Raw genomic sequence first — 25,454 nt, 5'->3', positions numbered from 1 at the left:
CCCGGGCAATTTTCGAGGCTGTATTAAATGCCGCCGGGCCTGCTTTCCGGGCGTTCTCCCAGCCTTGTCCCGGGCAACGTTTGGAAATGGGCGCTAAAATGGACGTGGCCCACTGGCCCATCTTTACAACGGCCTGGAGGGTCATGATCACCACACTTGCAGATCGCATCCGCGGACTTGCCTCGCTTTTTTGGCGTGAGGTAGCCAAGTTCGGCGCCGTGGGCGGTGTTGCCTTCGTCATCGACTCCGCTGTCTTCATCTGGCTTTTTTCCGGGCCGATGCATGGCAGCGAAGTGTGGGCCAAGGCCATTGCCACCATCGTGGCCAGTATTTTCTCGTGGGTGGCCAACCGGTTCTGGACGTTCCGCCACCGCAAGCAGGCCAACGTGGTCCGCGAAGCCGTGCTGTTCGCCATCATGAACTTCGTGGGCCTGCTCATTGCCTCAGGTTGCGTCTGGGTGGCCAAGTACATCCTTGAACTCAACGACAAATTCTCGCTGTTCATCGCAGGCAGCGTGGTCGGCCTGATCCTCGGCACCATCTTCCGTTTCTTCGCCTACCGTTTCTGGGTCTTCAACGAAGAACTGGATGCAGAGCCCGCGTACTCGCACGACCACGAGATAATCGACCTGCACCACAAGCCCCGGACGGGCGCTGTCGATACCGTCGCTGCCGCACCGCACACCGGGGAACTGCCTTCGGTCAAGAACGGCTGACGCGCTCGTTCTCCAGAAGGTGTTCAGTCACCGGAACGTCCGGATGGACCAGCACCACTGACCCGTCCTGTTTCCATGCGCCCAAAGCGGCGGCCAATCCTGCTTCCAGTCCTTCGGACGCCTTCACCAGCAGTCGTACGCCGGTGTCCTGGGCGGTGGCGAAGCCGTCGAGCAGTTCCTCGTGACGGTGCGCCGCGCCGCTTCGGACGGCTCCGCGCCCGGTTTCCGGCTCGTTATGGGCCATGAACACGTCACCGTGGGAGCGTACTTCCGCTGCGTAGTCCACGACGCCGGCCGGCAGCTCGCCGGGCCAGCGCATGGCCAGTGCCGCCAGTGGCACGGCGACCACCGCGTCGTAGCGGCCTCCGGCACCGCCGTCGGGAGTGTCAGTGACCAACAGGTCCGCAGCGGTATCGTCGAAAACCACCTCCATGCCCAACTGCCAGGCAGCCAGCGCCCAGACGAACGATTTCCAATGCGCGGGCAGGTCCAGCCTCACGGATGTTCCTGGTTCGGCATCGAGTTCGTCCTGCAGCAGGTTGCTGGTTTTTGCCACCCAGTTGTCCAGGACACGTCCGGATAGCTCCACGCGCTCGGAATCCGGTCCGTACCAGGTCAGCCGTGGTGACGTTGAATGTCCGGAACGAAGGGCGGTCATCAGGTCTGCTGCCGGGATGCTCATGGGTCCATCTTGGCACGGAGCGGCTGGCCGGGACCCGCGCTCCTGTGAGATGCCGCACATAAGGTTCCGACGTGAAGGCCTGCGGACAGGGTAGTGAACGTCCACGGCGCCGGAAATTCAGCGAATGTTCAGCCAAGTGGCGTAAGGCTTCCGTTTTTCGCAGCGACGCGCCCGGCGGCACGCCGAAAATTGTTGGGCGTGGCGCATCCCACGTTTCTACAAAACCTTGATTATTATCCCGGCGCGGCTTGACTGGCGGGTAGTTACACACGTGTAATTAGTAATCAACGCCGCTGCATAGAGGACCGGAACACCGCCGGGAATCTGAAAGACATTCAGGCAGCAGCTGCAAACTCAGGAGGGACGCCATGGGGCAAGCGTTGCGTATCCAGGAAGATGCAGTCGTCGCAGAACACGCGTCGGTCAAGTACCGATCGCGGGAGGTGCCGGGGGATTGGTATGTGGACCCGGCGGATCCGGAAGCGGCAGAAAAATACAACCAGAACGTGCAGCAGTCGCTGGAGGACCAGGCAACTGCCCTTCTGGCCGCACATGAGGCTTTGATCGGGGATTTGCCCGATGGCGGTGACGAGGATCTCGACGATCCTCCCATGGAGCTGCACCGGCCGCTCGAAAACCCGGGGCAGCCGGTCTGGATCGGCCTCCCCACGCAGGACGGCTTCGATGACGAAGGCGAGCTGGGATGGCAGACCGACGCACTGTGTGCCCAGACTGATCCGGAGGCTTTCTTCCCGGAGAAGGGCGGTTCCACGAGGGACGCCAAGAAGGTCTGCGGGGCGTGCAACGTCCGGTCGCAGTGCCTTGAGTATGCTCTCGCGAATGATGAGCGGTTCGGTATTTGGGGCGGCCTCTCTGAGCGTGAGCGCCGCCGGCTGAGGAAGCGAGCGGTCTGATTCTTAAGGAAGTACGCGTCACCGCCGTCGTGGTTGCGCACAACGGCGGCGACTATCTCCCCAGGACCTTGGCGGCTCTGTCGAACCAGACGCGTTCGGCAGATGCCGCCATTGGCGTTGATACAGGATCCTCCGACAACTCCCCGGAACTGCTCCGTGAAGCGCTGGGCGCCGGCAACGTCACTGCCTTCGCGCATCCCAAAACCGGGTTCGGCGCCGCAGTCCAGGCCGGGCTGCGGGAGTTGGCGCCCGCAGGCGGTCCGCGCCCGGAGACCGTGGAATGGATCTGGCTGCTTCACGACGACGCCGCACCGGCGCCCGACGCTTTGGCCGAACTGCTGCACGCCGTGGAGCGCACCACATCCGTCACTGTGGCCGGTTGCAAGCAGCTTGGCTGGGACAACGAGCGCCACCTGGTGGACGTTGGCTTGTCCACCAGCCGATGGGCTGAACGGCTCACCCTGATTGATGCAGACGAGGTCGACCAAGGGCAGTATGACGCCCGTACGGACACCTTCGCCGTGAACTCGGCCGGTATGCTGGTGCGCCGCGATGTCTGGGAGCACCTGCAGGGGTTCGACCCGGCCTTGCCCGGCAGCGGTGACGACGTCGATTTCTGCTGGCGCAACTGGCTTGCCGGCAACCGTGTTGTAGTGGTTCCCAACGCACGGATGTTCCATGTGGAGAACCGGCCGCACGGGCTGGGCACCCCATCGGCCGCCCGTAAAGCCCAGATCCATATGCGGCTCAAGCACACGCAGTGGTGGAATGTCCCGTTCCAAGGTGTCGGAGCCGCGCTCGGTGCTTTGATCCGGTTGCTGCTCAGCATCCTCGTCAAGGAACCCGGTTACGGTTTCTCGCAATTCACAGCCACCATCGCAGCTTTGTCGCGTCCCGCGGCCATCGCCCGTGGCCGGCGTACGGCCGCACGTACCCGTGCGGTTCCGCGTTCCCAGGTCCGTGGGCTGCAGAAGCCGTCCCGGGAGGTTCGGGCGAACCGCCGGTCCTTGCTGGAAGCCATCCGTCCCGGCGAGGACAGCCCGGCCGTCACGGACCTCTTGGCGCCGGAACCCAGTGGCGACGCCGCAGACGATTTCGCGGCGCTGGCAACCAACGAACGCGGATGGGTGGGAACCGGCGCGGTAACGGCGGCCGTGATCGCCCTCGCCGCAGCCTTGGTGGGATTCCTGGGCCTCCTGCGGTCCCAGGCCGCTGCCGGCGGTGCCCTCCTTCCCGTGTCAGCTGCTCCGGGTGACATCTGGGCCAACGCGTCTACCTGGTGGATCCCCCTGGGAGCAGGACTTCCCGGTCACGGTGATCCCTTCGGCTACGTCCTGTGGGTCCTGTCGATTCTTGGTGCTGGAGACGGCAACGCCGCCATCATCTGGCTCCTTGTCCTGGCCATGCCGCTCTCAGCCGTGGCGGCGTGGTTTGCCGCCGGGGCCCTGACCACCAAACGCCGCTACCGGACTGTTGCTGCACTTGTCTGGGCGGGCGCACCTGCCCTGCTGGCGGCCCTCAATGAAGGCCGCCTTGGTGCGCTGATCGCCCACCTTCTCATGCCGCTGCTGCTGCTGGCGCTGATGCGTGCCTCCGGCTCGGGGATAGTGCAGCCGAGGTCGGCAGCGACGTCCGGGGTCACGGCCGGTCGCCGGCCCCAGCCGCTCCGGGGCAAGCCGGGAGTGAATGGAACACCGTCATGGACTGCTGCCGCTGCTGCTGGCCTGGCCATGGCCGCGATCTCGGCGTCGGCTCCGTCCTTGCTGGGCCCGATCACGGTAGCGATTGTGCTGGCAGCCGTGGTCCTCGGCCACCGCGGCAGGACACTGTGGTGGTCCCTCCTTCCCAGCCTCGCGTTGTTTGTTCCTTATGTTGTGTCCGTGCTGGACCGACCGCGGTCCCTGCTTGCAGATCCAGGTCTTCCGCTCACCTTCGAGGCCGCTCCGCTGTGGCAGCAGGTCCTGGGCCAGCCTCTGGCATTCGAGTCCGACGGCGGCCTGACCGGCTTGGGTGCCTTGGGACCCGGCGCTGTGCCATGGGCGCTGATCCTTGCGATCCTGGTTGGTGCGCCGGTGGTCCTGCTCGCTGTGGCTGCATTGTTCGTTCCGGGCAAGCGGGCCACGCTGGTCCGGGTTTTCTGGCTCGTGGCCCTGGGCACCCTGGCCAGCAACTGGCTGGTCGGCCACGTTGCCACCGGGGTCAACAACGATGTCATTGTGGGACCCTTTACGGGCCCGGCAGTCTCTGTGGCCATGATGATGTTCCTGGGGGCCGCCCTCCTCGGGGCAGAGAAGATCTTTGCCGGTGCTGCGGGAAGGAACACTGACGGCGCTCGTTGGCGCTTGCCTCTGCGGCGTACGGCCTCCGGAGCGGTGGTCATGGTCCTTATAGCGGGACCGCTCGCGGCGATGACCGCATGGGCGGGCAATAACATTGCCGAGCGCCCGGTCACCGGCTCCCAGCCAGCCGCGCAAGGGGGAGCTTCCGATAACCCGGATACGCCGCCGGGATCCCTCGGCGCGGCCCGCTTGGTGTGGCCGGTGGAGAGCAGCACCCTGCCTGCCACCGCCGTCGACCGCGGGACGGGGCCGGAGCGGACGCGGACCCTGGTGATCACCAGTGGTGAGCAGGGAGCATACACCTCCTCGCTGATGCGGGACGCGGGAACCACACTGGACACCTTGTCCACCATTGCATCTGCCCGGACGATCATGGGCGCTCCGGGCCGTGAGGAAATCACCACCGACGACGCCGCGACCTCCTCCATGCGACGCGCCGTTGCCACGATCGTGGCGAGCAGCGACGTCGATCCCCGTGCCGACCTGGAACAGCTGGGCGTCGGCTTCGTGGTGCTCAAGGCAGCCGACAACGCAGCACAGCTCACCGCGAGCAGGATCGACGCCGTCCCTGGCCTGGTGGCCGTCGGCCAGACGAATGCGGGCTGGCTGTGGCGGGTCACACCGCGCGGGGAGTCATCAGGTGCAGCCGCGGACACCGCGTACCGCGCCAGGATCGTGGATGCGGAGGGTGCTGTCATCGGAACGCTCCCCTCGGAGGAGATTACGGTGGAAGCCGACCTTGCTCCCGGCGCGGAAGGCCGGCGGGTGGTCTTGGCTGAGCGGGCAGACCCGGGCTGGACCGCGACCCTGGATGGCCGCGGACTGAAGCCGGCAACAGTGGGCTGGTCGCAGGCTTTTGAACTTCCCGCAGGAGGCGGAGAGTTGGAAATCCGGTACACGAGTCCCTGGGCGCCGTGGCTGGAAATCCTGCAGGCCGCCGTCTTCGGACTCACCGCGTTGCTGGCCGTACCCATGCCGGCGCGCCGTTCCCGAACGGGCATGTCGAGGGATGAAGTGTCCCTCCGTAAGGAGTACAGCAGTGTCTGACGACCCCCGGAAGACGGTCGGCCAAACCCCCACGCCGGATGACGGGCGGCCCGTAAAGGCCGCCCGGCCCGAAGACGCCCGGCAAAAGCGCGCCCGCGGTTCCAGCGAAACCCGGCCGGAGTCCCGGAACGGCAGCAGAAGCGGCCGCGGCTCCCGAACGGGAGTGGTGACAGGCGTGTTGTCCGCAGTAGTGATCCTTGCTGCCGGGGGTGGTGCGGTGGCCGCCGCCACCATGGTTCCCCAGCCTTCCGGTGGCACCGCCACGGACATCAGGCAAGCCGATGTCCCTGCTGGCCGCTCGCTGGGGGTCTGCCCGGAACAGGCACGCCTGGTCAGCGGAACCGTGGTGGGCACGGACGCCGATTTCAGCCCTGTCTCCACCACGGCATCCAGTGCACTCAACGCCGTAGTGCTCAGCAACCCCGCCGGTACAGTCCCGGGTACCAAGGTGACGTCGCTTGCCGGAGACCAGGTTGCCGAGATCGCCAAGGCACCCACGAGCACTCCTTCGCCTACGGCCGGTCCTCCGGTCCTTGCTGCCGGTACGGCGTCCATCAGCCCTGTCACGGCCCCGGCCGTGGTGGGTGCGGACCCCATCGGCAACGAGCAGGCGTCCCTTGCGGCCAATCTCAGCTACTCCGCTACAGACGGTGACTTGCGCGGTTCGGCAGTTGCCCCGTGCCAGCAGCCCGGGAATGACTCGTGGCTGCTCGGAGCGAACACCTCCCTGGGCCGCACGGCCGTCCTGAACGTCAGCAACGCGTCCGAAACCCCGGCCACAGTCAGCCTGGACCTCTTCGGGTACCAGGGACAGATCCAGGCGCCCGGGGCGAGGGGCCTCCTCGTAGCCCCGGGCACCACGCGCTCGGTGAACCTCGCCGGACTCGCCCCGGGCGAGGCCCAACTGGCCGTTCGCGTGCGCAGCACCGGTGGACCGGTGGCTGCCACGGTCCAGCAGAGCGTCCTGCGGGGCCTGGTTCCGGGCGGGGTTGAATTCCTGGCACCGGGAAACGGGCCCGCCAATCTCCAGGTGATGGCCGGCGTCGACATCCAGGACCCGGCAGCGCTGAAGGCGCTCAGCGGGAAGGCCGGATTCCCGGACGCCGTGCCCGCGCTCCAGATTGCCGTGCCGGGAACAGCTGACGCTGTAGTGCAGGTCCGGTTGTATGGAGCCAACGGCGAACGCAAGCTCCCCAGTGGGGGAGTTGTGACGGTGAAGGGCGGAACGGTGGCTACCCTCAACCTCGATGGCGTCCCAGCCGGAAGCTACACGGTGGCGGCGAGTTCGGATGTTTCCTTCGTGGCCTCCACCAGGGTCGCCCGCGGCTCCAACGCTGAGGAGGCTACGGACTTCGCATGGTCGCCGTCGTCCTCGCGGCTTGGCAGCCAGCACCTGGTGGCCGTGCCCCGGGACGGCCAGCGTTTCCTGGCTTTCGGAGTGCCCGAAGGCCGCGCAACCGTGAGCTACGCACCCGTGACGGACGACGGTGCAGTAGGCAAGGCAGTCGATGTGGACATCTCGGGCGGTACGACGTCCATGATCGAGTTGCCGGCGAAATCCGGTGAAGCTGTTGTCGCCGGGTATGTGGTCTCCGCCTCGGGCGACCCTGTGTACGGGGCGCTTTTCCTGGGCAAGCAAGGACGCAACGACGTTTCGGTGGTGGCTATCCAGGATGCCGCCGCAGGACTGGAGAAGGTCCCGGTGTCGGTGGGCTACTGAGCCTGCGGGCCGGCTGTTCCGCCGTTGTTATTGATAACGACGGCGGTACACAGGATCCAGCGTTTCCGGCGGTACCCCGAGCATCTCGGCCGTGTACTCCACCACGACGTCGTGGACCAGGTCCTGCAGCTCGTCGCGGGTTCCGGCCGTTTGCTCAACCACGCGGCGGTACACCGTGATCATGGGGGGCTCTCCGCGGCCTCCCGGCGTGTAGGCGCCCATCGGGGCCGCAGTTCCTGCTGAAACGAGCTGCTCGAGGTTGGGCGGAATCTCATCAACGGCGAACAATACGCCGTCCAACTGCTTTCCCCACATGTCCTGGAGGCGCTCGGCGGAGTCCAGGACCATGTCATCAAAGCGCTCGGCCCGTGTCCGGAAACCCGGAAGGCTCGGAAGCATCAGTTCTCCCCGCAATCCCCGGCCGTGACGGTTCCGCCGGCGCCGGCGGAAACCCCGGGCCTCGGAGCGAACGAGTCCCTTTGCCTGATCGCCATCGGCGTCAGCCCACCGGACCTGGAAGCCGGGAACATGTGGCTGTGACTGCATATATCGACTTTAGTCCGGCGAATCGCCCAACGCGACACCATGGGTACTGCCGCGCCGTAGCGGCCAACGCCTGCGTCATGACACCGCGTCGCAGGGGGCCAATGCACGGTTCCGGTGTCCAATGGCGCTAATCTGGGATGTTGTGGGTGCTATTCGCCAGTGTTCAAGGTCAGCCTGCCGCCAGTCCGCGGTGGCAACTCTGACGTACGTGTATGCCGATTCCACGGCCGTTCTGGGACCCCTGGCCACCTACGCCGAGCCCCATGCCTATGACCTGTGCGCCCAGCACGCAGAAACACTGACCGTACCCAGGGGCTGGGAAGTCCTCCGGCTTGCCATGCCCGGGACGCCACCCCAACCAGGACCCGACGACTTGCTGGCCTTGGCCAACGCCGTCCGGGAAGCCGCATCGTCGGCGCCCGAAACGCCCATCCGCACCAGCCACCCGCCTGTTGAAGCGCCAGTGGCTGAAGGAACCCGCCGGGGCCACCTCCGTATCCTGCGCGAGCCGTCCTGACCTGCATGTATTACATCGCCGGCTCCGTGCGGCGTGATGGTGCGCGGTAGGCTGGAATCTGCAGATAAATCCGCCAGCGGCGCACAACGGCGCCACCCAGGGAGCATCATCCATGCCTAAGGTCAGTCCTGAACTCTTGTCCATCCTGCGCTGCCCCGTGACGGGTTCGCCGCTGGTCCAGGAGGGCGAGGAACTCGTGTCCACCACCGCCGCCAAGGATGGCAAGCCGGTCCGCTACGGAATCGAAGACGGAATTCCCCTGCTCCTGCCGCCGGAACTGCGCGCCGCGGCTGACGCTGCATCCGGCCCGCACGCCTGACTTTCCTCCACCAAAACCACACGGTACCCCCTAAGGACTTCCATGACTTTCGACTACAAAGTGGCCGACATCAACCTTGCCGAGGCCGGCCGCCACCAGATCCGCCTCGCGGAGCATGAGATGCCCGGCTTGATGTCCCTGCGGGAGGAATTCGGCCCTTCGCAGCCGCTCGCGGGGGCACGCATCGCCGGTTCACTGCACATGACCGTGCAGACCGCGGTGCTGATTGAGACCCTCACGGCTTTGGGTGCCGAGGTCCGCTGGGCTTCCTGCAACATCTTCTCCACGCAGGACGAGGCCGCTGCCGCCGTCGTTGTTGGGAAGGGCACCCCCGCGGACCCGCAGGGTGTTCCCGTGTTCGCCTGGAAGGGCGAAACCCTGGAGGAATACTGGTGGACGGCCGAGCAGATCCTCACGTGGCCGGGCGCGGACAGCAACCCGGAACTGGGCCCCAACATGATCCTCGACGACGGTGGAGACGCGACGCTCCTGCTGCACAAGGGCGTGGAGTTCGAGGCTGCCGGCGCCGTTCCAGCCGCCACGGAGGATGACCCCGAGGAATACGCCATCATCCTGGGCGTTCTGCGCCGGACCCTCGCCGAAGATCCGCAGAAGTGGACCCGGACGGCGGCAAAAATCCAGGGCGTCACCGAGGAAACCACCACGGGTGTCCACCGGCTTTACCAGTTGGCTGAGCAGGGCAGGCTGCTGTTCCCGGCCATCAATGTCAACGACTCCGTGACCAAGAGCAAGTTCGACAACAAGTATGGAATCCGCCACTCTCTGCCGGACGGCATCAACCGTGCCACCGATGTCCTTATGGGCGGCAAGGTCGCCGTCGTGTGTGGCTATGGCGACGTCGGCAAGGGCGCCGCGGAAGCGCTGCGGGGCCAGGGTTCCCGCGTGGTGGTCACCGAGATCGACCCCATCTGCGCATTGCAGGCCGCCATGGACGGCTACCAGGTTGCCAGGCTCGAATCCGTCCTGGCCCAGGGCGACATCTTCATCACCACCACCGGCAACAAGGACGTCATCCTGGCCGAGCACATGGTGGGCATGAAGAACAAGGCGATCGTGGGCAACATCGGCCACTTCGACAACGAGATCGACATTGCCGGCCTGGCGAAGGTTCCCGGCGTGAAGAAGGTCGAGATCAAGCCGCAGGTCCACGAATGGGTCTTCGACTCCGGGTCTGACAACGAACGCTCGATCATCGTCCTGTCCGAAGGTCGACTGCTGAACCTGGGCAACGCCACGGGCCACCCGTCCTTCGTGATGAGCAACTCGTTTGCAAACCAGACCATCGCGCAGATCGAACTCTGGACCAAGAAGGACCAGCCGGCCGGCGAACGTGAGTACGAAAAACAGGTGTACGTCCTCCCCAAGATCCTGGACGAGAAGGTCGCACGCCTCCACCTTGCCGCGCTGGGCGTCGAGTTGACCGAGCTGAGCAAGGAACAGGCTGAATACCTGGACCTGGACGTTGCAGGCCCGTACAAGCCGGAGCACTACCGCTACTAATAGCCTGAAACACCCGAAGGGCCGGACACGCTGACCAGGCGTTGCCGGCCTTTCGGCTAGAATTGGATGTTCAGTATTGCTTGCCGGGGGACAGGAAGACGGAAACCATGACGGAAGTCGCCAAGCGCAAAACGGGCAGGATCCTCGCGATCGTGGGGATCTGCGCTGCCATAGCCGCAGGCGGTGTCGGCGTTGCCACCATCCCGGGTCTGCTGCCGGGGTCCGGAACCAACAGCGCCACCACCGCGCAGCCGACCCCCACGCCGGAGGCCAAGCCCGTTGAACTGGGTGTTACGCCCTTGGACGGAGCCGTCGAATGGAATCCAGTGGTCGGCCCGCAGATCAAGGCCGTCAACGGCAAGATCAAGGATGTCGTCCTGGCCCCTGTGGGCGGCGGGGAACCGGTCAAGGGCACCACGGGTCCCGACGGCACTACCTGGACCACCCAGGAGGTTTTGCAGTTCAAAACCCAATACAGCTACTCCTTTACTGTGGTGGATACCGCAGGCAAGGAAACCAGGAAGACCCAGACCTTCACCACGGTATCTGCGGCGTACGAGGCAGATGCTTCGATCTACCCGCGCAATGGTGCCGTGGCCGGGACCGGGCAGCCCATTGAAATCAACTTCAGTGAACCTGTGCTGGACAAGGCGGCCATGGAGAAGCGGGTAGGCATCACCGTTTCCTCCGGCCAGCCGGTGGCGTGGCACTGGTACTCGGACAAGAAGGTGCGGATCCGTCCTGAGGCCTTCTGGGCTGCGGGAACCACGGTCACTGTGGACATGAAACTGCTGGGCGTGGACTTCGGCAACGGCATGATCGGAAACGGAGACGTCACCTCCACCTTCACCACCGGGCCGCAGCGCATTGCCGTAGTGGACGACAAGACCAAGACCATGAACGTCTACATCGACGGGCAGTTGGCGCATACGGCTCCGGTTTCCCTGGGCGGCGAGGACTGGTTGTCGCCTACCGGGTACGCCGTCATCATGGAACAGGAGCGGCATTCCAACTTCAATGCCGGGACCATCGGCCTGAAGCCCGGAGACAAAGGGTACTACCCGCCGTTGGTGGTGGAGTACGCCAACCGCCTCACCTGGTCCGGGGTCTACGTCCACCAGGCACTCGAAGCTGCATGGAGTTCCATCGGCGTGGCCAACGTCTCGCACGGCTGTGTGGGCCTGCTGCCCAAGGACGCCGCGTGGTTCTTCAACAATATGAAGACCGGCGATGTGGTGCAGATCCTCAATACGGGAGCCCCCGCGGTTGAGCCGCTGGAGGGCTTCGGGGACTGGAACATTCCCTGGGCCTCCTACGCCCAGAGGTAAGCCGCTGCCTAACCGTCAGTGAACGGAAGGCGGCTCAGCCGGGCGCCAACGGATGAATTGCGTTGCTCGGCCTGGCGCAGGCGGTTGAGTTCACGGTTGCGGCGCTCCCCGAGCACTGCCCCGATGTAGTCCTCGGGAAGTGTGCCGGCGGGCGGGGGAGGAGCCACGAAACCTGCCAGTTCAGTGGCCAGCGATCCGGCCATCCTGCTGCGCGAGGTTGGTGCCATCAAATAAGCCTGCTGCACAAAAGTACCCGCACGCCGCGCGGTGGCGTCCGGCACCCTCCCGATATCGGCCATGGATACCCATGCCTGCAGGTAGGGCGGGGCCGCCGGCAGGATCCGCGGCACCGAGGGGACGCGCTGCCGGAGGGAGTAGGTACCGGCAACAACGTCGCCAAGGCGCTTGGACCGCTCGTTGAACAGCGCCACAGCGATGGCCAGGCCTCCGAACGTCAGGTAGACCTCCAGGAATCCAAGGAGCCCCCGGATGACGGCATGCCGGAAGCGGATGGCGCCGCCGTCGTCGCGCACGATCCTGAGTCCGGCAGCCAGCTTGCCCAACGACCGCCCGCGGGTGAGCGTCTCCACTGTGACCGGCACGATCACGAAGGAAAAGACCACGCTGAAGATGATCGCAGCCCGCATGGCGGCCTCGTCCCAGTCTTCTGAGGCCATGGCGATGAGGATGATGAGCACGACCAGCAGAATCACGTGGACGATGACATCCAGGATGAGGCCAAGGGCCCTCGCGGCGAATGAGGCCGGGCGAAGTTCCAGGACAACTGCCTCGCCAGTGATGATCGAACTCAAGACCGCCCCCCGGTTCTGCTTTGTCCGGGTCCGGCTGATACCGACCCCTGCAGCACGAGTCTATCTCTGCCTCCGGATGGACGCCCCCGGGCCGGCAGGGATTAGTGTGGTGGCGTGGACATCGATGCCTTCTCGGCGGTGCATGGGGAAAAATGGTCGCGGCTCACGCTGCTGGCCCATAAGCGCAGGCTGACCGGGGCTGAAGCCGACGAACTGCTGCGCCTGTATCAGACAGTTTCTGCGCACCTTTCACTCATACGGTCGGTGGCACCGGAATCGGCCGTGTCGTCGTCGTTGTCCGCAGCGCTGGCGCAGGCCCGCACCCGCTTCACCGGTGCCCGTTCCAACTTCATGGAGGACCTGGCCCGGTTCTTCGTGATCTCCCTCCCGGCGGCTTTCTACCGCATCCGCTGGCTGACGGTGTGGTGCGGGGTGTTCTTCGTTGTGGTCGGAAGTGCCTACGCCTTCTGGATCGGAACGTCCACAGAGGCGCTGCGCGCGGTGGCGAGCGAGGAAGAAGTCCGCCGCTATGTGGAGGAAGACTTTATCGATTACTACTCCGAGAACCCTGCTGCCTCCTTCGCCGGCGCGGTCTGGACGAACAATGCCTGGATTTCCGCGCAAGCCGTTGCCTTTGGCATCACCGGCTTCTGGGTCCCCATGATCCTGTTCCTCAACGCCCAGGGCGTCGGAGTCGCCGCGGGCCTGTTCGTGGCCACCGGGAAATTGGAGATCTTCTTCAGCTACATCCTTCCCCACGGGCTCATGGAACTCACGGCCGTGTTCATTGCCTGCGCAGCCGGCCTGAGGATTTTCTGGGCCATGGTCCGCCCGGGGCCGCGGACGCGGATGCAGGCGGTGGCCGACGAAGGGCGCTCGCTGATCACCGTGGCTTTGGGGCTCGTGCTGGTCCTGCTGGTGTCCGGCGTGGTGGAAGGCTTCGTCACGCCAAGCCCGCTGCCTGTCTGGGCGAAGATCGCGATCGGCGCGCTGGTGCTCGCCGCGTACTGGGTCTATACCCTGGTTTTGGGACGCAGGGCTTTCCGCTCCGGCGCCACCGGCGACCTGGACGCCCACGACGCCGGGTACCGCGGCATCGCTGCCTAGCACCTTACAGTTGCGTTTCAATGTGGCGGCCTGCGGGGTGGCAGAGCGTGTCAGAGCAAGCCCTGACTGTAGGCTCGAATGCAGACAAGAGAGCCGGCAATGTTCGAATGCCGGTCGATGCCTACGGAAGTGGAAACGCTGTGAGCGAGAAGACCCCCAAACCACAGGAACCGGATACGGACGTCCATGACGACACCGAGGAACCGGCCTTTGACTGGATGAAGCCGAAATCATCCAGTGGTTCTTCCGCGGCAGCTTCTCCGGCCTCCGCCGGGCCCGCAGCGGCTGCCTCGTCCACTGTGCCCGATTCGGGGCAGGCGCCAGGGCAAGCTGTGACCGGACAGCCCGAAAGCCGTGCCGACCGCAAAGCTGCCGAAGCCGCGGATGCTGAACCCGAACCACCGCTCTTTGCCGACACCGTAGCGGCCACCGGAGAACAACCGCGGCACTACTCTGAGTCACTGCCGACGTCGGCGCTCCAGGTGCGGCCACCGGAGGACGAAGTCGCCCGCCGCAACGCTGAACGGGAGCAGGCAGCCAAGGTCAAACCCCTGGGTCCGCGCATCTTCCAGGTCCTCCTCGCCGTTTTCTACCCCATCATCCTGCTCGTTCTCGCAGTCCGGGCCGTCACCAGTCCGCTCTTCCTTTGGGTGGAGTACAACCGGCCGGGATTCCCTGGCGACGGCTACGGCTTCAGCACGGACGACCGCATGACCTACGGATCCTACGCCGTGGACTACCTCAGTAACTGGGCCGGCCCGCGATACTTGGGCGGGCTGGTCAACCAGGATGGCGGAAAGCTGTTCAAGGACAGCGAAGTTGCCCACATGGCCGACGTCAAGCTGGTCATACTGTCGTCCTTCGGCGCGGGACTGCTCCTCATCATCCTCAGCATCATCGCCATCCTGTACTTGCGGAAGCGGAGCCAAGGCGGCGTACGGCGTGGCCTGTTCGCAGGATCAATCGTCACGCTGGCCATCATCATCGGCTTGGCCGTCCTTGCCACGCTGAGCTGGCAGACCTTCTTCACCGAGTTCCACCGCATCTTCTTCGCCAGCGGCACATGGACCTTCGCCTTGGAGGACACCCTCATCCGCTTGTTCCCGGGACAGTTCTGGGTGGACGCGGGGATCGTGATAGCTGCACTGGTCTTCCTGGCAGCGACGCTGACCTTCATCCTGACCTGGCCCACGCGGAAGCGCCGTGGGTTGGGCGCGAAGCAAGAAGGCAAAGAGGAAAACGATGAGGCTCCGGAGGAGGGCCCTGAGGTGGCCGGCGTCCGCTAGCCATTCACAGCTTACGAATATCCGGGTGCAGCCTCTTCCGTTTCGTTCGGAGTTGCTTGACGAGCCCTCGCACCCGGTTCAGGAATAGCGCCCGTAGTTCGCCGTTCGGAGCTACGGAGCTGAAGACAACGGCGAGCATCACTGCCGCGTCCAATCGGAGAATCAGCCACGCGCGGACGGTTCAGATACGCGCACGTGGTGGTTCATTTCGCGTAAAGCTTTTCCACCGCCCCGGAGAAGTCCTTGACCACGGCGGCGCGCTTGAGTTTCAGCGACGGTGTGAGGTGCCCCGATTCCACAGTGAGCTCGGCATTGATGAAGCCGAACTTCTTGATGGACTCCGCTGCGGATACCAGCGTGTTGGCCCCATCCACTGACGATTGCACGGCTGCACGGACGCGTGGATCCCGGGCAGCGTCTGCAGGGGAGAGAAGCGGCACTTTGTTCTCCTCGCACCAGTCGGCCAGGCCTTCGGCGTCAAGGGCCACCAGGGCAGCTACGAAAGGACGCCCGTCGCCTACCACCACCGCCTGGCCCACCAACGGGTGCTCCCGCAGTTTTTCCTCCAGAGGTCCGGGTGCCACGTTCTTGCCGCCGGCCGTGACCAGCAGGTCCTTCTTCCGGCCCGTGATGGTCAGGAACCCGTCCTTGTCCAGCTGGCCGACGTCGCCGGTGCGGAAGAATCCGTCCACGAAAGCCTCTGCGGTGGCCTGCTCATTGCCATGATAACCCTTGAAGACGCCGATTCCCTTAACCAGGATTTCACCGTCGGAGGCAACCCGGATGGTGGTACCGGGCAGTGGAATGCCTACCGTCCCGATGCGGGACATGGTAGGCGTGTTGACGGTGCAGGGGGCGGTGGTTTCCGTAAGCCCGTAGCCCTCCAGGACGGGTACGCCCGCGCCGTGGAAGAAGTGGTTCTCCCGAAGGCTGAGCGGGCTGGCGCCGGAGACCGTGTACCCCACGGCACCGCCAAAAGCGTCCCTGACCCGGGGGTAGAGGAGCTTGTTGAACGCCTTGTGCTTCAAGCTGAGCAACCAACCGGGGCCGCTGCCCTCCCCGCGTGAGGCGAGGTCTGCCGCCGTCGAATATTCCACGGCGGTCGCCGAAGCTGCGGCAAACAGCGCCGCTTTTCCGGACATGGCGGCCTTGTGGGCTGCGCCGGCGTAGACCTTCTCAAAGATTCTGGGCACGGCCAGCAGGAATGTGGGTTTGAAGGCTCCGAGGTCGGCCATGAGGCCATTGGCTCCGGCGCTGTGTCCCAAGGTGACTCCGGCAGTCAGGCAGACGACCTGCACAGCCCGTGCCAGCACGTGTGCCAGGGGGAGGAACATCAAGGTCCTGGCGCCCTCCTGCATCAGGAGTTCGGGGAGGAACGGGATGACGTTCCTGGCCACGAGCACGAAGTTGCCGTGGGTTATTTCGCAGCCCTTGGGGTTGCCGGTGGTCCCGGAGGTGTAGACGATGGAGGCGACATCTGCCAGGTTGGCTTTGCTGCGTTGCCGTTCCAGCTCGGCATCGGTGATACCGCTCCCGACGGCGGCCAGGCTGGTCAGGTTATGGGCCTCGCCTTCCTGCTCCATCCGGATGATCGTCACGGGATCGTCACCGAGGGCAGCCGACTTTTCCACCAGCGCGTGAACCATCGCGCCCTTCCCGGCGTCTTCGACGAAGATGCGGCGCGCGCCGGAATCCACGAGGATCCACTCGATTTGGCTGGTCGAGGACGTCTCGTAGATGGGGACGGTGACGCCGCCCGCCATCCAGATGGCAAAGTCCACCAGTGTCCACTCAAAACTTGAGTGGGACAGGACAGCCACAGGATCTCCTGGAGCAACACCACCGGCGATCAGCCCTTTGGCCAGTGCCTGCACATCGGCCAGGAATTTTGCCGCGGGTACGTTGAGCCAGCCGTTGGGAGTCTTGTGGGCGTACAGGATCCCGTAGGGATCCTTGTGGCAGCGTTCCAGAAGGAGGTCCGTCACGTTGGAGTCCTCGCCGGCCTCCACCAAGAGTTCCGTGCTTGCTTCCCTCACTACCCTGATCACTTTCTGCCTGGATGGGTGTCTTGTACCCGGCTCCTTCGAGGTTCCCCGCGTGTCCAGCCTAAATCCACGACGGCATCCACATACGCATCCGCCACTCCTGGTAGCTGACTACTTCGGCCGTCAGCACAGGGTAGAAGAAGGCCGTAGCCATCACGGCCAGCACCACAACGATGGCGAGCATGTAGAGGCCGGAGCGCCTGCGCCAGGGTGGATCGCTGCTGCGGCCGAGCACCAGCCCCAGGACATAGGTCACTGCCAGCACCAGGAACGGCTCGAACGAGACTGCATAGAAGATGAACATGGTGCGTTCGGGGTACATGAACCACGGGAGATATCCCGCAGCGACGCCTGCCAGGATGGCCCCGGCCCGCCAGTCCCGGCGGCCTGCCCACCAAAACAGCAGGATCACCAGGGCGATGGCGCCACCCCACCAGACAATGGGGTTGCCCAGGGGAGAGATTGCAGCCGAGCACGTTTCCACCACACAGCCCGCCGTCCCCTGCTTGGGGGACTGGTAGTAGAACGAGGTGGGCCGCCCCATGGCCAGCCACGTCCAGGGGCTGGATTCATACGGGTGGTCGGAGCTGAGGCCCTGATGGAACTTGTAGGCTTCCAGGTGGTAATGCGCAAGCGATCGTACCGGGTTGGGCAGCCAGTCCCAGCCCGGCGCCGGATTGGTGACCGCCCACTGCCGGTAATACGCATCCTTGGACAGGAACCATCCGGTCCATGTGGCCGTATAGGTGACGGCCATCGCAGGGATGATGGTCAAGAATGCCGGAATGCCGTCTTTGATGATCGCGGCACTCGGCCAACTCCGGATGCCGGCAATCCGGCGTGCGCTCATATCCCAGAAGACCGTCATCAGGCCGAAGGCCGCCACGAAAAAGAGGGCTGACCATTTGGTGCCCACGGCCAGCCCCAGGCATATACCGGCCACGAGACGCCACCAACGCATGCCCAGCCAGGGACCGGACAGGAGCTGGACCGCCGTGGGCCGCTTGCCGGGCGAAGCAGCCGCTTGCGCGGCGAGCCGGGCTGCCAGACGACGGCGGCCGTCGTCGCGGTCCAGCAGGAGCGCACCGAAGGCGGCAAGGATCCAAAAGGCGAGGAAGATGTCCAGCAGCGACGTCCTGGACAACACGAGGTGGTGGCCGTCGATCGCCAGCAGCAGCCCGGCGACAGCGCCAAGGGTGTGCGAATGGAAGAGTTTCAGCGCGATCAGTGACACGAGGAATACTGTCAGCGTGCCCGTCAAGGCCGCGCCGAACCGCCATCCGAAAGGGTTGTCCGGCCCAAACAGCCACATACCGAATGCGATCATCCATTTGCCGACGGGCGGGTGGACTACGTATTCAGGGGTGCTCAGGAGGACATCGGGGTTGCCGGCGTTGAAGGAGTCGTTGGCTTTGGCCGGCCAGCTGCGCTCGTAGCCGCTGACCAGATAGGAGTAGGCGTCCTTGACGTAGTAGGTCTCGTCGAAGACCAGGCTGTGCGGCGTTTCAAGGCGGAAGAAGCGGAGGATTCCCCCGATGGCGGCGGTGATGGCCGGGATCAGCCAAAACCATAAACGCAACGACGGCGGGTAGTCCCGCCAGCTTTGGATCCCGCCGATGAGCCTGGTCCGCAATGCTTCCGCGGTGAAGGCTTCGCTTGGCCGCTGCACCCACCGATGACCTTCAAGCCCGCGTCCGTGGCCAGGCCCGCCGCCCAAGGCTGACCCCAATGGCTGCCAGGCCATCAGTTTCCTTACCGGTTGATGGGCTACAAATCCTTGTGCCGTCGCCTCGGGCCCTTTGGGCGGGGACGGCGTCACGGGAGTCCCGGAATCTGTATCAGGAACGGACGACTGGTTCACCCGCCCATGCTACCTGTCGATTCTTGGTGCAAAGCTGAAATGCCGGTCGGCCCGCGCGGGCACTAGGCTTGGCCTGTGGAAAAAGAACGTAGTGAGCCTGCTGAGGCGTCCTTGGACAACGAGTTTCCTGAGGACGGGCTGGAAGCGCCCGCACAGGCTGACGGCACCGGGACCGGCAGGATCGTCCTGGCGGCGACCCCGATCGGGAACGTGGGCGACGCTTCGTCCCGCCTGATTGAGCTGCTGGGCAGCTCCGACATCATTGCTGCCGAAGACACCCGCAGGCTGCACCGGCTGGTCCATGCCCTGGGGGTCGAGGTCTCCGGTCGGGTGATCAGTTACCACGAACACAATGAGGCCACCAAGACCGGCGAACTCCTGGAACAGGTGCGCGCAGGCAAAAGCATCCTCATGGTCAGCGACGCCGGAATGCCCGCAGTATCCGACCCTGGGTTCCGCTTGGTGGAAGGCGCTGTCGCTGCCGGGCTCACGGTCACCGCAGTCCCTGGCCCATCGGCTGTGCTGACGGCCCTGGCGTTGTCCGGCCTGCCCACGGACCGTTTCTGCTTCGAAGGTTTCCTGCCGCGCAAGGCCGGTGAACGCAGCTCCCGCCTGGCCGACCTGGCCGACGAACGCCGCACGATGGTGTTCTTTGAAGCGCCGCACCGCCTGGAAGTGATGCTTCGGGCCCTGCACGAACGCTTTGGCCCGGATCGCCGCGGAGCGGTCTGCCGTGAACTGACCAAGACCTATGAGGAAGTCATCCGCGGAAGCCTGCGCGAGCTGCTGGAATGGGCGGAGACCAACGAGGTCCGGGGCGAGATCGCCGTGGTGGTCGGTGGTGCACCTGAACAGGCCCCGGCCAAGCCCGAGGACCACGTTGCCGCCGTCAACGGGCTCGTTTCCCGAGGCATCCGCCTGAAAGAAGCCGTGGCAGCGGTGGCCGACGACGCCCGCATCAGCAAGCGGGAGCTGTACGCGGCGGTGCTCGCGGCCCGGTGACAGCCCTGTGCAGCTGCACAAATTGAGAGGCGCGGGGCAGTGCGCGAAGGCGTAGACACTGCTTCCGGCCGGGCAGTACCGTGGCAGTAATTCAAGCCACTTCTGGCAAGGAACCCTAGTGGTGCAACACTCCAAAAGCACCCAAGACGAAGGAGTCGCCATGACTGTCACGGTTGAGCGCGAAAGCGAACTGCTGGCTTCCGTCCCCACTGGCCTGCTGATCAACGGTCAGTGGCGTCCGGCGGGATCCGGAAAGACTTTTGATGTTGAGGACCCGGCCACGGGCAAGGTCCTGCTCAGCATCTCCGACGCCGGTGCCGAAGACGGTGCCGCAGCCCTGGACGCGGCTGCCGCCGCACAGGCTGACTGGGCACGCACCGCTCCGCGCGAACGCGGGGAAATCCTGCGCCGCGCCTTCGAACTCGTCACGGAGCGCGCCGAGGACTTCGCCCTGTTGATGACCCTGGAAATGGGCAAGCCGTTGGCCGAAGCCCGCGGCGAGGTTGCCTACGGTGCCGAGTTCCTGCGCTGGTTCTCCGAAGAGGCCGTCCGCGTATCGGGCCGCTACTCCGCCGCTCCGGACGGCAAGAACCGCCTCCTCGTGCAGAAGAAGCCGGTTGGCCCCTGCCTGCTGATCACCCCCTGGAACTTCCCGCTGGCCATGGCCACCCGCAAGGTGGCCCCGGCCGTCGCCGCGGGTTGCACCATGGTCCTCAAGCCCGCAAACCTGACCCCGCTGACCAGCCTCCTGTTCGCCCAGGTCATGCAGGAAGCAGGCCTGCCCGCCGGCGTCCTGAACGTCATCCAGACCTCCACCGCCGGCGCAGTCACCGGTCCGTTGATCAAGGATGACCGCCTCCGCAAGATCTCCTTCACCGGCTCGACGCCGGTGGGCCAGGCCCTGATCCGCGAAGCCGCGGACAAGGTCCTGCGCACCTCCATGGAACTGGGCGGCAACGCACCGTTCGTCGTCTTCGAGGACGCCGACCTGGACAAGGCAGTCGAAGGTGCCATCGCAGCCAAGATGCGCAACATGGGCGAAGCCTGCACCGCAGCCAACCGCTTCATCGTCCACGAGTCCATCGCCGACGCCTTCGCTGAGAAGTTCGCGGCCAGGATCGGTTCGCTCACCACCGCCCGCGGCACCGAGCCGGAGTCCAAGGTCGGTCCCCTGATCGACGGCAAGGCCCGCGACGGCGTCCACGCCCTGGTTGCCGACGCCGTGGCCGGTGGCGCCGAGGCAGTCACCGGTGGTGCCGCCGTCGACGGTCCCGGTTACTTCTACCAGCCCACCGTGCTGAAGAACGTCGCCGAGGACGCCCGCATCCTGCAGGAAGAGATCTTTGGACCGGTCGCCCCGATCATCAAGTTCTCCACCGAGGACGACGCGATCCGCCTGGCCAACAACACCGAATACGGCCTGGTGGCCTACGTCTTCACCAAGGACCTCAACCGTGGCCTGCGCGTCAGTGAGCGCCTCGAGACCGGCATGCTCGGGCTCAACGCCGGCGTCATCTCCAACGCCGCAGCACCGTTCGGTGGCGTCAAGCAGTCCGGGCTGGGCCGCGAGGGCGGTTCCGAAGGCATCGAAGAGTACCTCTACACCCAGTACGTAGGTATCGCGGACCCGTACGCCGACTAGGCATCGCAGGATCCGCATCCGCCGCTCTCGCAACAAGAACGGCCGGCACCGGTAAGGGCCCGGCACTGGAACCACAAGTTCCGGTGCCGGGCCCTTGCCCATTCGTAGGCCTGGTGTTGCCTAGCGGCGCTGGGGGAGAAGGCCGCGGGCGGCCCGTCCGGAACGCACTGCCGCACGGCCCACGTGCCGGGCCCCGGAAGCCACAGCGCGGAACGGCGCCCCCAGGGCGTGGACCCACCGGCGCATCAACGACGGCGGCAGCCAGGTGGCGCGGAAGCGGGCCACCCAGCCGGCGTTGTTCCGCAACGATTGACGGACGACTCCGATCCTCGCCGATGCTGCGGAAGGGACCACTGCGGAACGGCCGTAGCGTTGCCTCTCGAAGTCCGATGTGAGGGAGGCAACCGCTGTGTGTGCGGCGTCGTCCAGTCCTCCCGGCTCTCCCAGAGCCCTGCTGGAGCGCAGGCGCGCCGAGAAATGTCGAGGAGTTTCACTCGGTCTGGACGGCACCCCGAAATCGGTGGCAAGGTCCTGGAGTTCCGCCCAGGCCAAGGCGGCCGAAGGATCCTGGAAACCCGGCGGGCGGCTTTCCACGGGCGGGCCGCGCCGGTTGAGCCGCCGCCTGCGGACCACGGTCCTGCTGAGCCACGGAGAGGCCAGGAACGCGAGAACCAGGACCACGGCGCCGGCGGTAGCCAGAATGCCGGGCAGCGGATCGGGCGCCGCTGCGGTGCCGGCCGGAGTACCTGTCGGCGGCAAGGGAGCAACTGAAGGGGCGGGCGTGGCCGGTGTGGAAGGAACCTCTTTCTCGTCCGCGTTGGTGCTCAGGTTGCCGGGCACGGACGATTCAGTGGCGTAATCGGGAACAAAACCCCGCGACGGGGTGGGCTCAAAGGGAACCCAGCCGAGGCCCTCGAAATACAGTTCCGGCCATGCATGGGCGTCGCGGGCATCGACCTCGTATTCGGGGAAGGAACCCTGTCCCACCAGCGACACTGTCTCCCCGGTGAGGCGGCCGGGAGCATAACCAACGGCAATGCGGCTGGGGATGCCCTCCACCCTCGCCATGACGGCCATGGCTGAGGAGAAGTGAACGCAGTACCCGCTCTTGACCGACAGGAAATCGGCCAGGACGGACAGGCCGTTGCCGTCGTAACCGTTCTGGACCGGGGCCTGCAGGGAATACGTGAACTCTGTGGAGCGCAAGTACTTCTGGATCGCCAGGGCCTTGGCGTAGTTGCTGCCCGCGGAAGCTGTCACGGTGTCGGCGGTTTCACGGACGATGCCCGGGAGGTTGCCGGGAACCCGAAGGAAGTCCTCCGGGATGGACTGGGCAGCGGCTGTAGCCTGCGACAGCGACTGGGCCGTCACCTTGGGAGTTGCCGAAAAGACCACGTAACGCTGTGACAGCGTGCTGGTCTCGGTGCTCATGATGCTCAAGGTTGCCGGATCCCAGGTCCAGCGCCCGTTGAGCCCGTTCACGGAGACCGGGGCAAAGGGTGCCGGCAGGTAGGGACTGGTGAAAAGCCCTGCATTGATGGATGTCACCGCGTTCACGACTTCGCCCTGTACCGAGTAGCCCGTCTCCATCCTGTCCGCCCCGGCCCGGCGCGTGGCCGAGCGGTCGTCCGGGGCCCAGGTCTCGCCGTCGAAGTGGTCGATGGTGACCGACCGCAAATACAGCGGCGAACTGGAACTCGTGGCATAGGTGATCCGCCCGGCGCCCGTAGGGCTGCGGAGGCTGTTGCCCAGAGTGATCATGGGGTTGAGCCCGTTGGATGTGCCCCACGGGCTCAACCGCGACCCCTGCGGGAACGTACCGGTTTCGAAGCCGGGGATGGCCACCGGAACAACCATGGTCAACCCCAGCGCCACGGCCCCGGTCACCACGGCCCGGCGGAACTGACCCGAACTGCGGGGTGCGCCCGACTGGAGGCGGGAATCCGGGGCGAACCACTGGCTGCACCCCACGATCAGCAGGAAGCCGACCACACCTCCGATGAACCCGGGCAGACCCACGCTCTGGGGCTTGATGGTGGCCGGGACCACCATGATCGCAAGGATCCCGATACCGCTCGCCGCGGGCATGGCGAGCGGTACCGCCAACGCGTCAACAAGGATGACCAACAGGCCCAGGCAGGCACAGGCAACAAACACGATGCCCGCGTTCGGCGCCACCGGGGAACTCTCCGAGACCACCGTCTCGGCCGCCCTTTTGATGTGCCTGCCCACCGCTTCGAAGGTCCCGGCTGTGGGGATGAACCCCGCAAGGCTCTCCTGCCGGCAGAACGTGAACGCCAGGATTCCCGCCAGGGAAGCCAGTGCCCCCACCGTGGCGAGAATCGGCTGCACGCGAAGTGTCCGGAGGATGGCAAGCGCCAGTGATACCACCACCACCGTGGTGATCAATGGCATGAGCCAGGCCCAACCCCGGAAGACGCCATTGAGGGACAGTGAAGCACCCAGCACGGCCACAGCCACGGCGCCCGCCATCGCCCATGCATACAGGGAATTCCCCTGGCGGCGTGGTGTGCCCTGCTCCGTAGTTCGTGGTCCGCCGTCGGGTTGCCGGGACGGCTGGGTGGCGGATGCCGCCCGGTGGGACGTGGCAGTCATCGCGGCACCGCCGCTCCACGCCGTACGTCCATGGCTGCACTCGCGGCCTTCATGATGCCGCCCTCGTCGAACGCCGCCCACGCCTCCGCCAGCGGCGTTTTGGAGGTCACGGCCACTACCCGCCAGCCGTCGCGCCGCAGCGTCTCCACCACTTGGTCAACGTTGCGTGAAGGGTCGGTGACCAGCAGGGCGAAAGCATTCGCGCCATAACCTGCCGCCGGTCCCAGGGCTTTCGCTTCGGCAAGCGGGATGTTGCCCAGCAAAGCAAGCAGGGGACCGCGCAGGCGGTGGGCGGCCAGCTTGTCCATGAGGCGGTCATCGAAGGCCGAGTCCACCGCGTCGTCAGCGGCCGGCCGTTGCTCAGTGGCGGACCCCTGGTGTTCGGCCCGGTGGTGCCTCGGCCCGCTCAGTTCAATGGCAGCCAGGCCCTCGGCAATGGCATGGAGTCCGCCGGCACCGCTGAATTCCTCAGCCAAAGGGTCCGAGGCCGAGCGTGAACGCGCCAACGCCGGATTGCCGAAGACATCGAGGGTCCGCACCGAGTAGTTGCGTTCGGCAAGATGGGCGCTGATGGACATGGCCGCTGTCACGGTCCACTCAAAGCCGGGACTCGTGACCAGGTCCGAATCGTCGTCGTGACCGCCGAACATGGAACCGGCACCTTGCGAAAACGCGATGAAACGCTGGTCGAGGATGATGGTGGCTTCAGGTGTGGTGACGGATTCCTCCTGGCGAACCATCAGCTGTCCGTGACGGGCCGTTGCCGGCCAGTGCACGCGGCGCATTGAATCGCCGTGCCGGTATTCGCGGGTCATGACATCGTCGTCGCTGGGATTTGCCCGGATGCGCGTGGCGGTGACGCCGTCGTTGCCCCGCGCGCCTGCCAGGCCGGTCGCGGGTAGTTCGACGGCGGCAGGCGTCACGGTGAGGAGGTCGCCGTCGTCGATTGCATGGCGCCGCAGCGACAAACCGAACGGGTCGCTGAACTCGGCCGTCACCGGGCCGATACGGAACTGGCCGCGCTTGCCCGACCGCAGATGGTATTCGTAGCGGCTGGTGCCGCCGGACGCGGACCGGGCGGGGAACCGGAAGGCCGGTGGATCGCCGAAGCGGGGAGGCAATTGTTCCTCCATGATCACGTGGCCGGTTGCAAATCCCGTCCTGGCAACGGCCAATCGAACGGTGGTGGGCATCGACGTCTCCACCGTCGCAGGGTTGAACTCGCGGTACACCTGGAACCTTGGCTTCAACACCCGGACCCCGGCCAAGGCCACCAGGGGCAGCAGAATCAGGAACACCGCCAGCGTCAGGAGATCGCGCCGGCCCATGATGTGGGCGGACACCAGTGATACCGCCCCGGCAGCCAGCAGTCCCCAACCCCGGTTGGTGAACAGATGTTTCGGAAGCCGGTCCACAAGTGCCATACGGTCATCC

19 protein-coding genes are annotated in these 25,454 nt (G+C 65.5%); 12 read left to right on the top strand and 7 right to left on the bottom strand.

Annotated features, from left to right (window positions below):
• Nucleotides 1–143: 143 nt before the first annotated feature.
• A complete protein-coding gene (locus ACSVIE_RS07695; protein WP_442423489.1) occupies nt 144–716 on the top strand; it encodes a GtrA family protein in 573 nt (190 codons plus the stop codon).
• On the opposite strand, the gene ACSVIE_RS07690 is transcribed toward ACSVIE_RS07695, so the two are convergent.
• Nucleotides 703–1,398: a TIGR03089 family protein gene (locus ACSVIE_RS07690; protein WP_426006518.1), complete on the bottom strand. Its 696-nt coding sequence runs from the start codon at nt 1,396–1,398 to the stop codon at nt 703–705. The two genes, ACSVIE_RS07695 and ACSVIE_RS07690, sit on opposite strands and share 14 nt — an antisense overlap.
• Nucleotides 1,399–1,766: 368 nt before the next feature.
• Here ACSVIE_RS07690 and ACSVIE_RS07685 point away from each other — a divergent pair, with 368 nt between their 5' ends.
• Genes ACSVIE_RS07685 through ACSVIE_RS07675 form a run of 3 tightly spaced genes read left to right on the top strand, consistent with a single transcriptional unit; the run spans nt 1,767 to nt 7,418 of the window.
• Entirely contained in the window at nt 1,767–2,312 is a 546-nt protein-coding gene (locus ACSVIE_RS07685; protein ID WP_426006520.1) for a WhiB family transcriptional regulator, read from the top strand.
• 29 nt (nt 2,313–2,341) lie between these two features.
• Nucleotides 2,342–5,698, top strand: coding sequence for a glycosyltransferase family 2 protein (locus ACSVIE_RS07680; RefSeq protein ID WP_442423488.1), 3,357 nt, complete (start codon nt 2,342–2,344; stop codon nt 5,696–5,698).
• A complete protein-coding gene (locus tag ACSVIE_RS07675; RefSeq protein WP_442423487.1) occupies nt 5,661–7,418 on the top strand; it encodes a DUF5719 family protein in 1,758 nt (585 codons plus the stop codon). The genes ACSVIE_RS07680 and ACSVIE_RS07675 overlap by 38 nt, the downstream gene beginning before the upstream one ends.
• Before the next feature lie 27 nt (nt 7,419–7,445).
• On the opposite strand, the gene ACSVIE_RS07670 is transcribed toward ACSVIE_RS07675, so the two are convergent.
• Nucleotides 7,446–7,964 (bottom strand): metallopeptidase family protein, encoded by a 519-nt coding sequence (locus ACSVIE_RS07670; protein WP_442423486.1) that lies wholly within the window; start codon nt 7,962–7,964, stop codon nt 7,446–7,448.
• A gap of 121 nt (nt 7,965–8,085) precedes the next feature.
• Here ACSVIE_RS07670 and ACSVIE_RS07665 point away from each other — a divergent pair, with 121 nt between their 5' ends.
• The 4 genes from ACSVIE_RS07665 (at nt 8,086) to ACSVIE_RS07650 (ending at nt 11,649) form a co-directional block, all read left to right on the top strand.
• Complete coding sequence (locus ACSVIE_RS07665) at nt 8,086–8,481, top strand: DUF3499 domain-containing protein (protein ID WP_426006527.1); 396 nt, start codon at nt 8,086–8,088, stop codon at nt 8,479–8,481.
• A 112-nt stretch (nt 8,482–8,593) separates the two neighbouring features.
• Nucleotides 8,594–8,800, top strand: a complete 207-nt coding sequence (locus ACSVIE_RS07660; protein WP_426006529.1) for a Trm112 family protein — start codon at nt 8,594–8,596, stop codon at nt 8,798–8,800.
• 42 nt (nt 8,801–8,842) lie between these two features.
• The gene (ahcY, locus tag ACSVIE_RS07655; RefSeq protein ID WP_442423485.1) at nt 8,843–10,321 is read left to right on the top strand and encodes an adenosylhomocysteinase; all 1,479 of its coding nucleotides are present in this window, start codon (nt 8,843–8,845) and stop codon (nt 10,319–10,321) included.
• Nucleotides 10,322–10,428: 107 nt separating this feature from the next.
• A complete protein-coding gene (locus tag ACSVIE_RS07650) occupies nt 10,429–11,649 on the top strand; it encodes an Ig-like domain-containing protein (RefSeq protein WP_426006532.1) in 1,221 nt (406 codons plus the stop codon).
• Nucleotides 11,650–11,657: 8 nt separating this feature from the next.
• Here ACSVIE_RS07650 and ACSVIE_RS07645 read toward each other — a convergent pair whose 3' ends face one another.
• The gene (locus tag ACSVIE_RS07645) at nt 11,658–12,461 is read right to left on the bottom strand and encodes an RDD family protein (protein WP_426006534.1); all 804 of its coding nucleotides are present in this window, start codon (nt 12,459–12,461) and stop codon (nt 11,658–11,660) included.
• A gap of 114 nt (nt 12,462–12,575) precedes the next feature.
• Here ACSVIE_RS07645 and ACSVIE_RS07640 point away from each other — a divergent pair, with 114 nt between their 5' ends.
• Nucleotides 12,576–13,568 carry a stage II sporulation protein M gene (locus ACSVIE_RS07640; protein WP_426006536.1) on the top strand — a complete coding sequence of 331 codons (993 nt, stop codon included), beginning with the start codon at nt 12,576–12,578 and terminating at the stop codon, nt 13,566–13,568.
• A gap of 140 nt (nt 13,569–13,708) precedes the next feature.
• Nucleotides 13,709–14,854, top strand: a complete 1,146-nt coding sequence (locus tag ACSVIE_RS07635) for a TIGR01906 family membrane protein (protein WP_442423484.1) — start codon at nt 13,709–13,711, stop codon at nt 14,852–14,854.
• Between the two features lie 203 nt (nt 14,855–15,057).
• Here the strand turns inward: ACSVIE_RS07635 and ACSVIE_RS07630 are convergent, their stop codons facing one another.
• On the bottom strand, nt 15,058–16,890 hold the full coding sequence (locus ACSVIE_RS07630) for an AMP-dependent synthetase/ligase (protein ID WP_442423483.1): 1,833 nt from the start codon (nt 16,888–16,890) through the stop codon (nt 15,058–15,060).
• 70 nt (nt 16,891–16,960) lie between these two features.
• Nucleotides 16,961–18,643 carry a dolichyl-phosphate-mannose--protein mannosyltransferase gene (locus ACSVIE_RS07625; protein ID WP_442423482.1) on the bottom strand — a complete coding sequence of 561 codons (1,683 nt, stop codon included), beginning with the start codon at nt 18,641–18,643 and terminating at the stop codon, nt 16,961–16,963.
• 255 nt (nt 18,644–18,898) lie between these two features.
• On the opposite strand from ACSVIE_RS07625, the gene rsmI reads away from it, so the two are divergent.
• Complete coding sequence (rsmI, locus tag ACSVIE_RS07620) at nt 18,899–19,762, top strand: 16S rRNA (cytidine(1402)-2'-O)-methyltransferase (RefSeq protein WP_442423515.1); 864 nt, start codon at nt 18,899–18,901, stop codon at nt 19,760–19,762.
• A 160-nt stretch (nt 19,763–19,922) separates the two neighbouring features.
• Nucleotides 19,923–21,404 (top strand): NAD-dependent succinate-semialdehyde dehydrogenase, encoded by a 1,482-nt coding sequence (locus tag ACSVIE_RS07615; protein WP_426006544.1) that lies wholly within the window; start codon nt 19,923–19,925, stop codon nt 21,402–21,404.
• A 120-nt stretch (nt 21,405–21,524) separates the two neighbouring features.
• Here the strand turns inward: ACSVIE_RS07615 and ACSVIE_RS07610 are convergent, their stop codons facing one another.
• Together ACSVIE_RS07610 and ACSVIE_RS07605 are read right to left on the bottom strand one after the other, a co-directional pair.
• Nucleotides 21,525–24,020: a transglutaminase TgpA family protein gene (locus ACSVIE_RS07610; protein WP_442423481.1), complete on the bottom strand. Its 2,496-nt coding sequence runs from the start codon at nt 24,018–24,020 to the stop codon at nt 21,525–21,527.
• The gene (locus tag ACSVIE_RS07605; RefSeq protein ID WP_442423480.1) at nt 24,017–25,444 is read right to left on the bottom strand and encodes a DUF58 domain-containing protein; all 1,428 of its coding nucleotides are present in this window, start codon (nt 25,442–25,444) and stop codon (nt 24,017–24,019) included. Before ACSVIE_RS07605 ends, ACSVIE_RS07610 begins: the two co-directional genes overlap by 4 nt.
• Nucleotides 25,445–25,454: the final 10 nt, after the last annotated feature.

It is taken from the genome of Paenarthrobacter sp. NCHU4564 (assembly GCF_052156435.1).
Taxonomy (GTDB): Bacteria; Actinomycetota; Actinomycetes; order Actinomycetales; family Micrococcaceae; genus Arthrobacter.
This window is presented reverse-complemented; position numbering and strand designations above follow the sequence as displayed.

Coding starts and splice junctions, on each gene's coding strand:
- ACSVIE_RS07695 (WP_442423489.1), top strand. CDS start 144: ATGATCACCACACTTGCAGATCGCATCCGCGGACTTGCCTCGCTTTTT.
- ACSVIE_RS07690 (WP_426006518.1), bottom strand. CDS start 1,398: ATGAGCATCCCGGCAGCAGACCTGATGACCGCCCTTCGTTCCGGACAT.
- ACSVIE_RS07685 (WP_426006520.1), top strand. CDS start 1,767: ATGGGGCAAGCGTTGCGTATCCAGGAAGATGCAGTCGTCGCAGAACAC.
- ACSVIE_RS07675 (WP_442423487.1), top strand. CDS start 5,661: ATGAAGTGTCCCTCCGTAAGGAGTACAGCAGTGTCTGACGACCCCCGG.
- ACSVIE_RS07670 (WP_442423486.1), bottom strand. CDS start 7,964: ATGCAGTCACAGCCACATGTTCCCGGCTTCCAGGTCCGGTGGGCTGAC.
- ACSVIE_RS07665 (WP_426006527.1), top strand. CDS start 8,086: ATGGCGCTAATCTGGGATGTTGTGGGTGCTATTCGCCAGTGTTCAAGG.
- ACSVIE_RS07660 (WP_426006529.1), top strand. CDS start 8,594: ATGCCTAAGGTCAGTCCTGAACTCTTGTCCATCCTGCGCTGCCCCGTG.
- ahcY (WP_442423485.1), top strand. CDS start 8,843: ATGACTTTCGACTACAAAGTGGCCGACATCAACCTTGCCGAGGCCGGC.
- ACSVIE_RS07650 (WP_426006532.1), top strand. CDS start 10,429: ATGACGGAAGTCGCCAAGCGCAAAACGGGCAGGATCCTCGCGATCGTG.
- ACSVIE_RS07625 (WP_442423482.1), bottom strand. CDS start 18,643: ATGGCCTGGCAGCCATTGGGGTCAGCCTTGGGCGGCGGGCCTGGCCAC.
- ACSVIE_RS07615 (WP_426006544.1), top strand. CDS start 19,923: ATGACTGTCACGGTTGAGCGCGAAAGCGAACTGCTGGCTTCCGTCCCC.
- ACSVIE_RS07610 (WP_442423481.1), bottom strand. CDS start 24,020: ATGACTGCCACGTCCCACCGGGCGGCATCCGCCACCCAGCCGTCCCGG.
- ACSVIE_RS07605 (WP_442423480.1), bottom strand. CDS start 25,444: ATGGCACTTGTGGACCGGCTTCCGAAACATCTGTTCACCAACCGGGGT.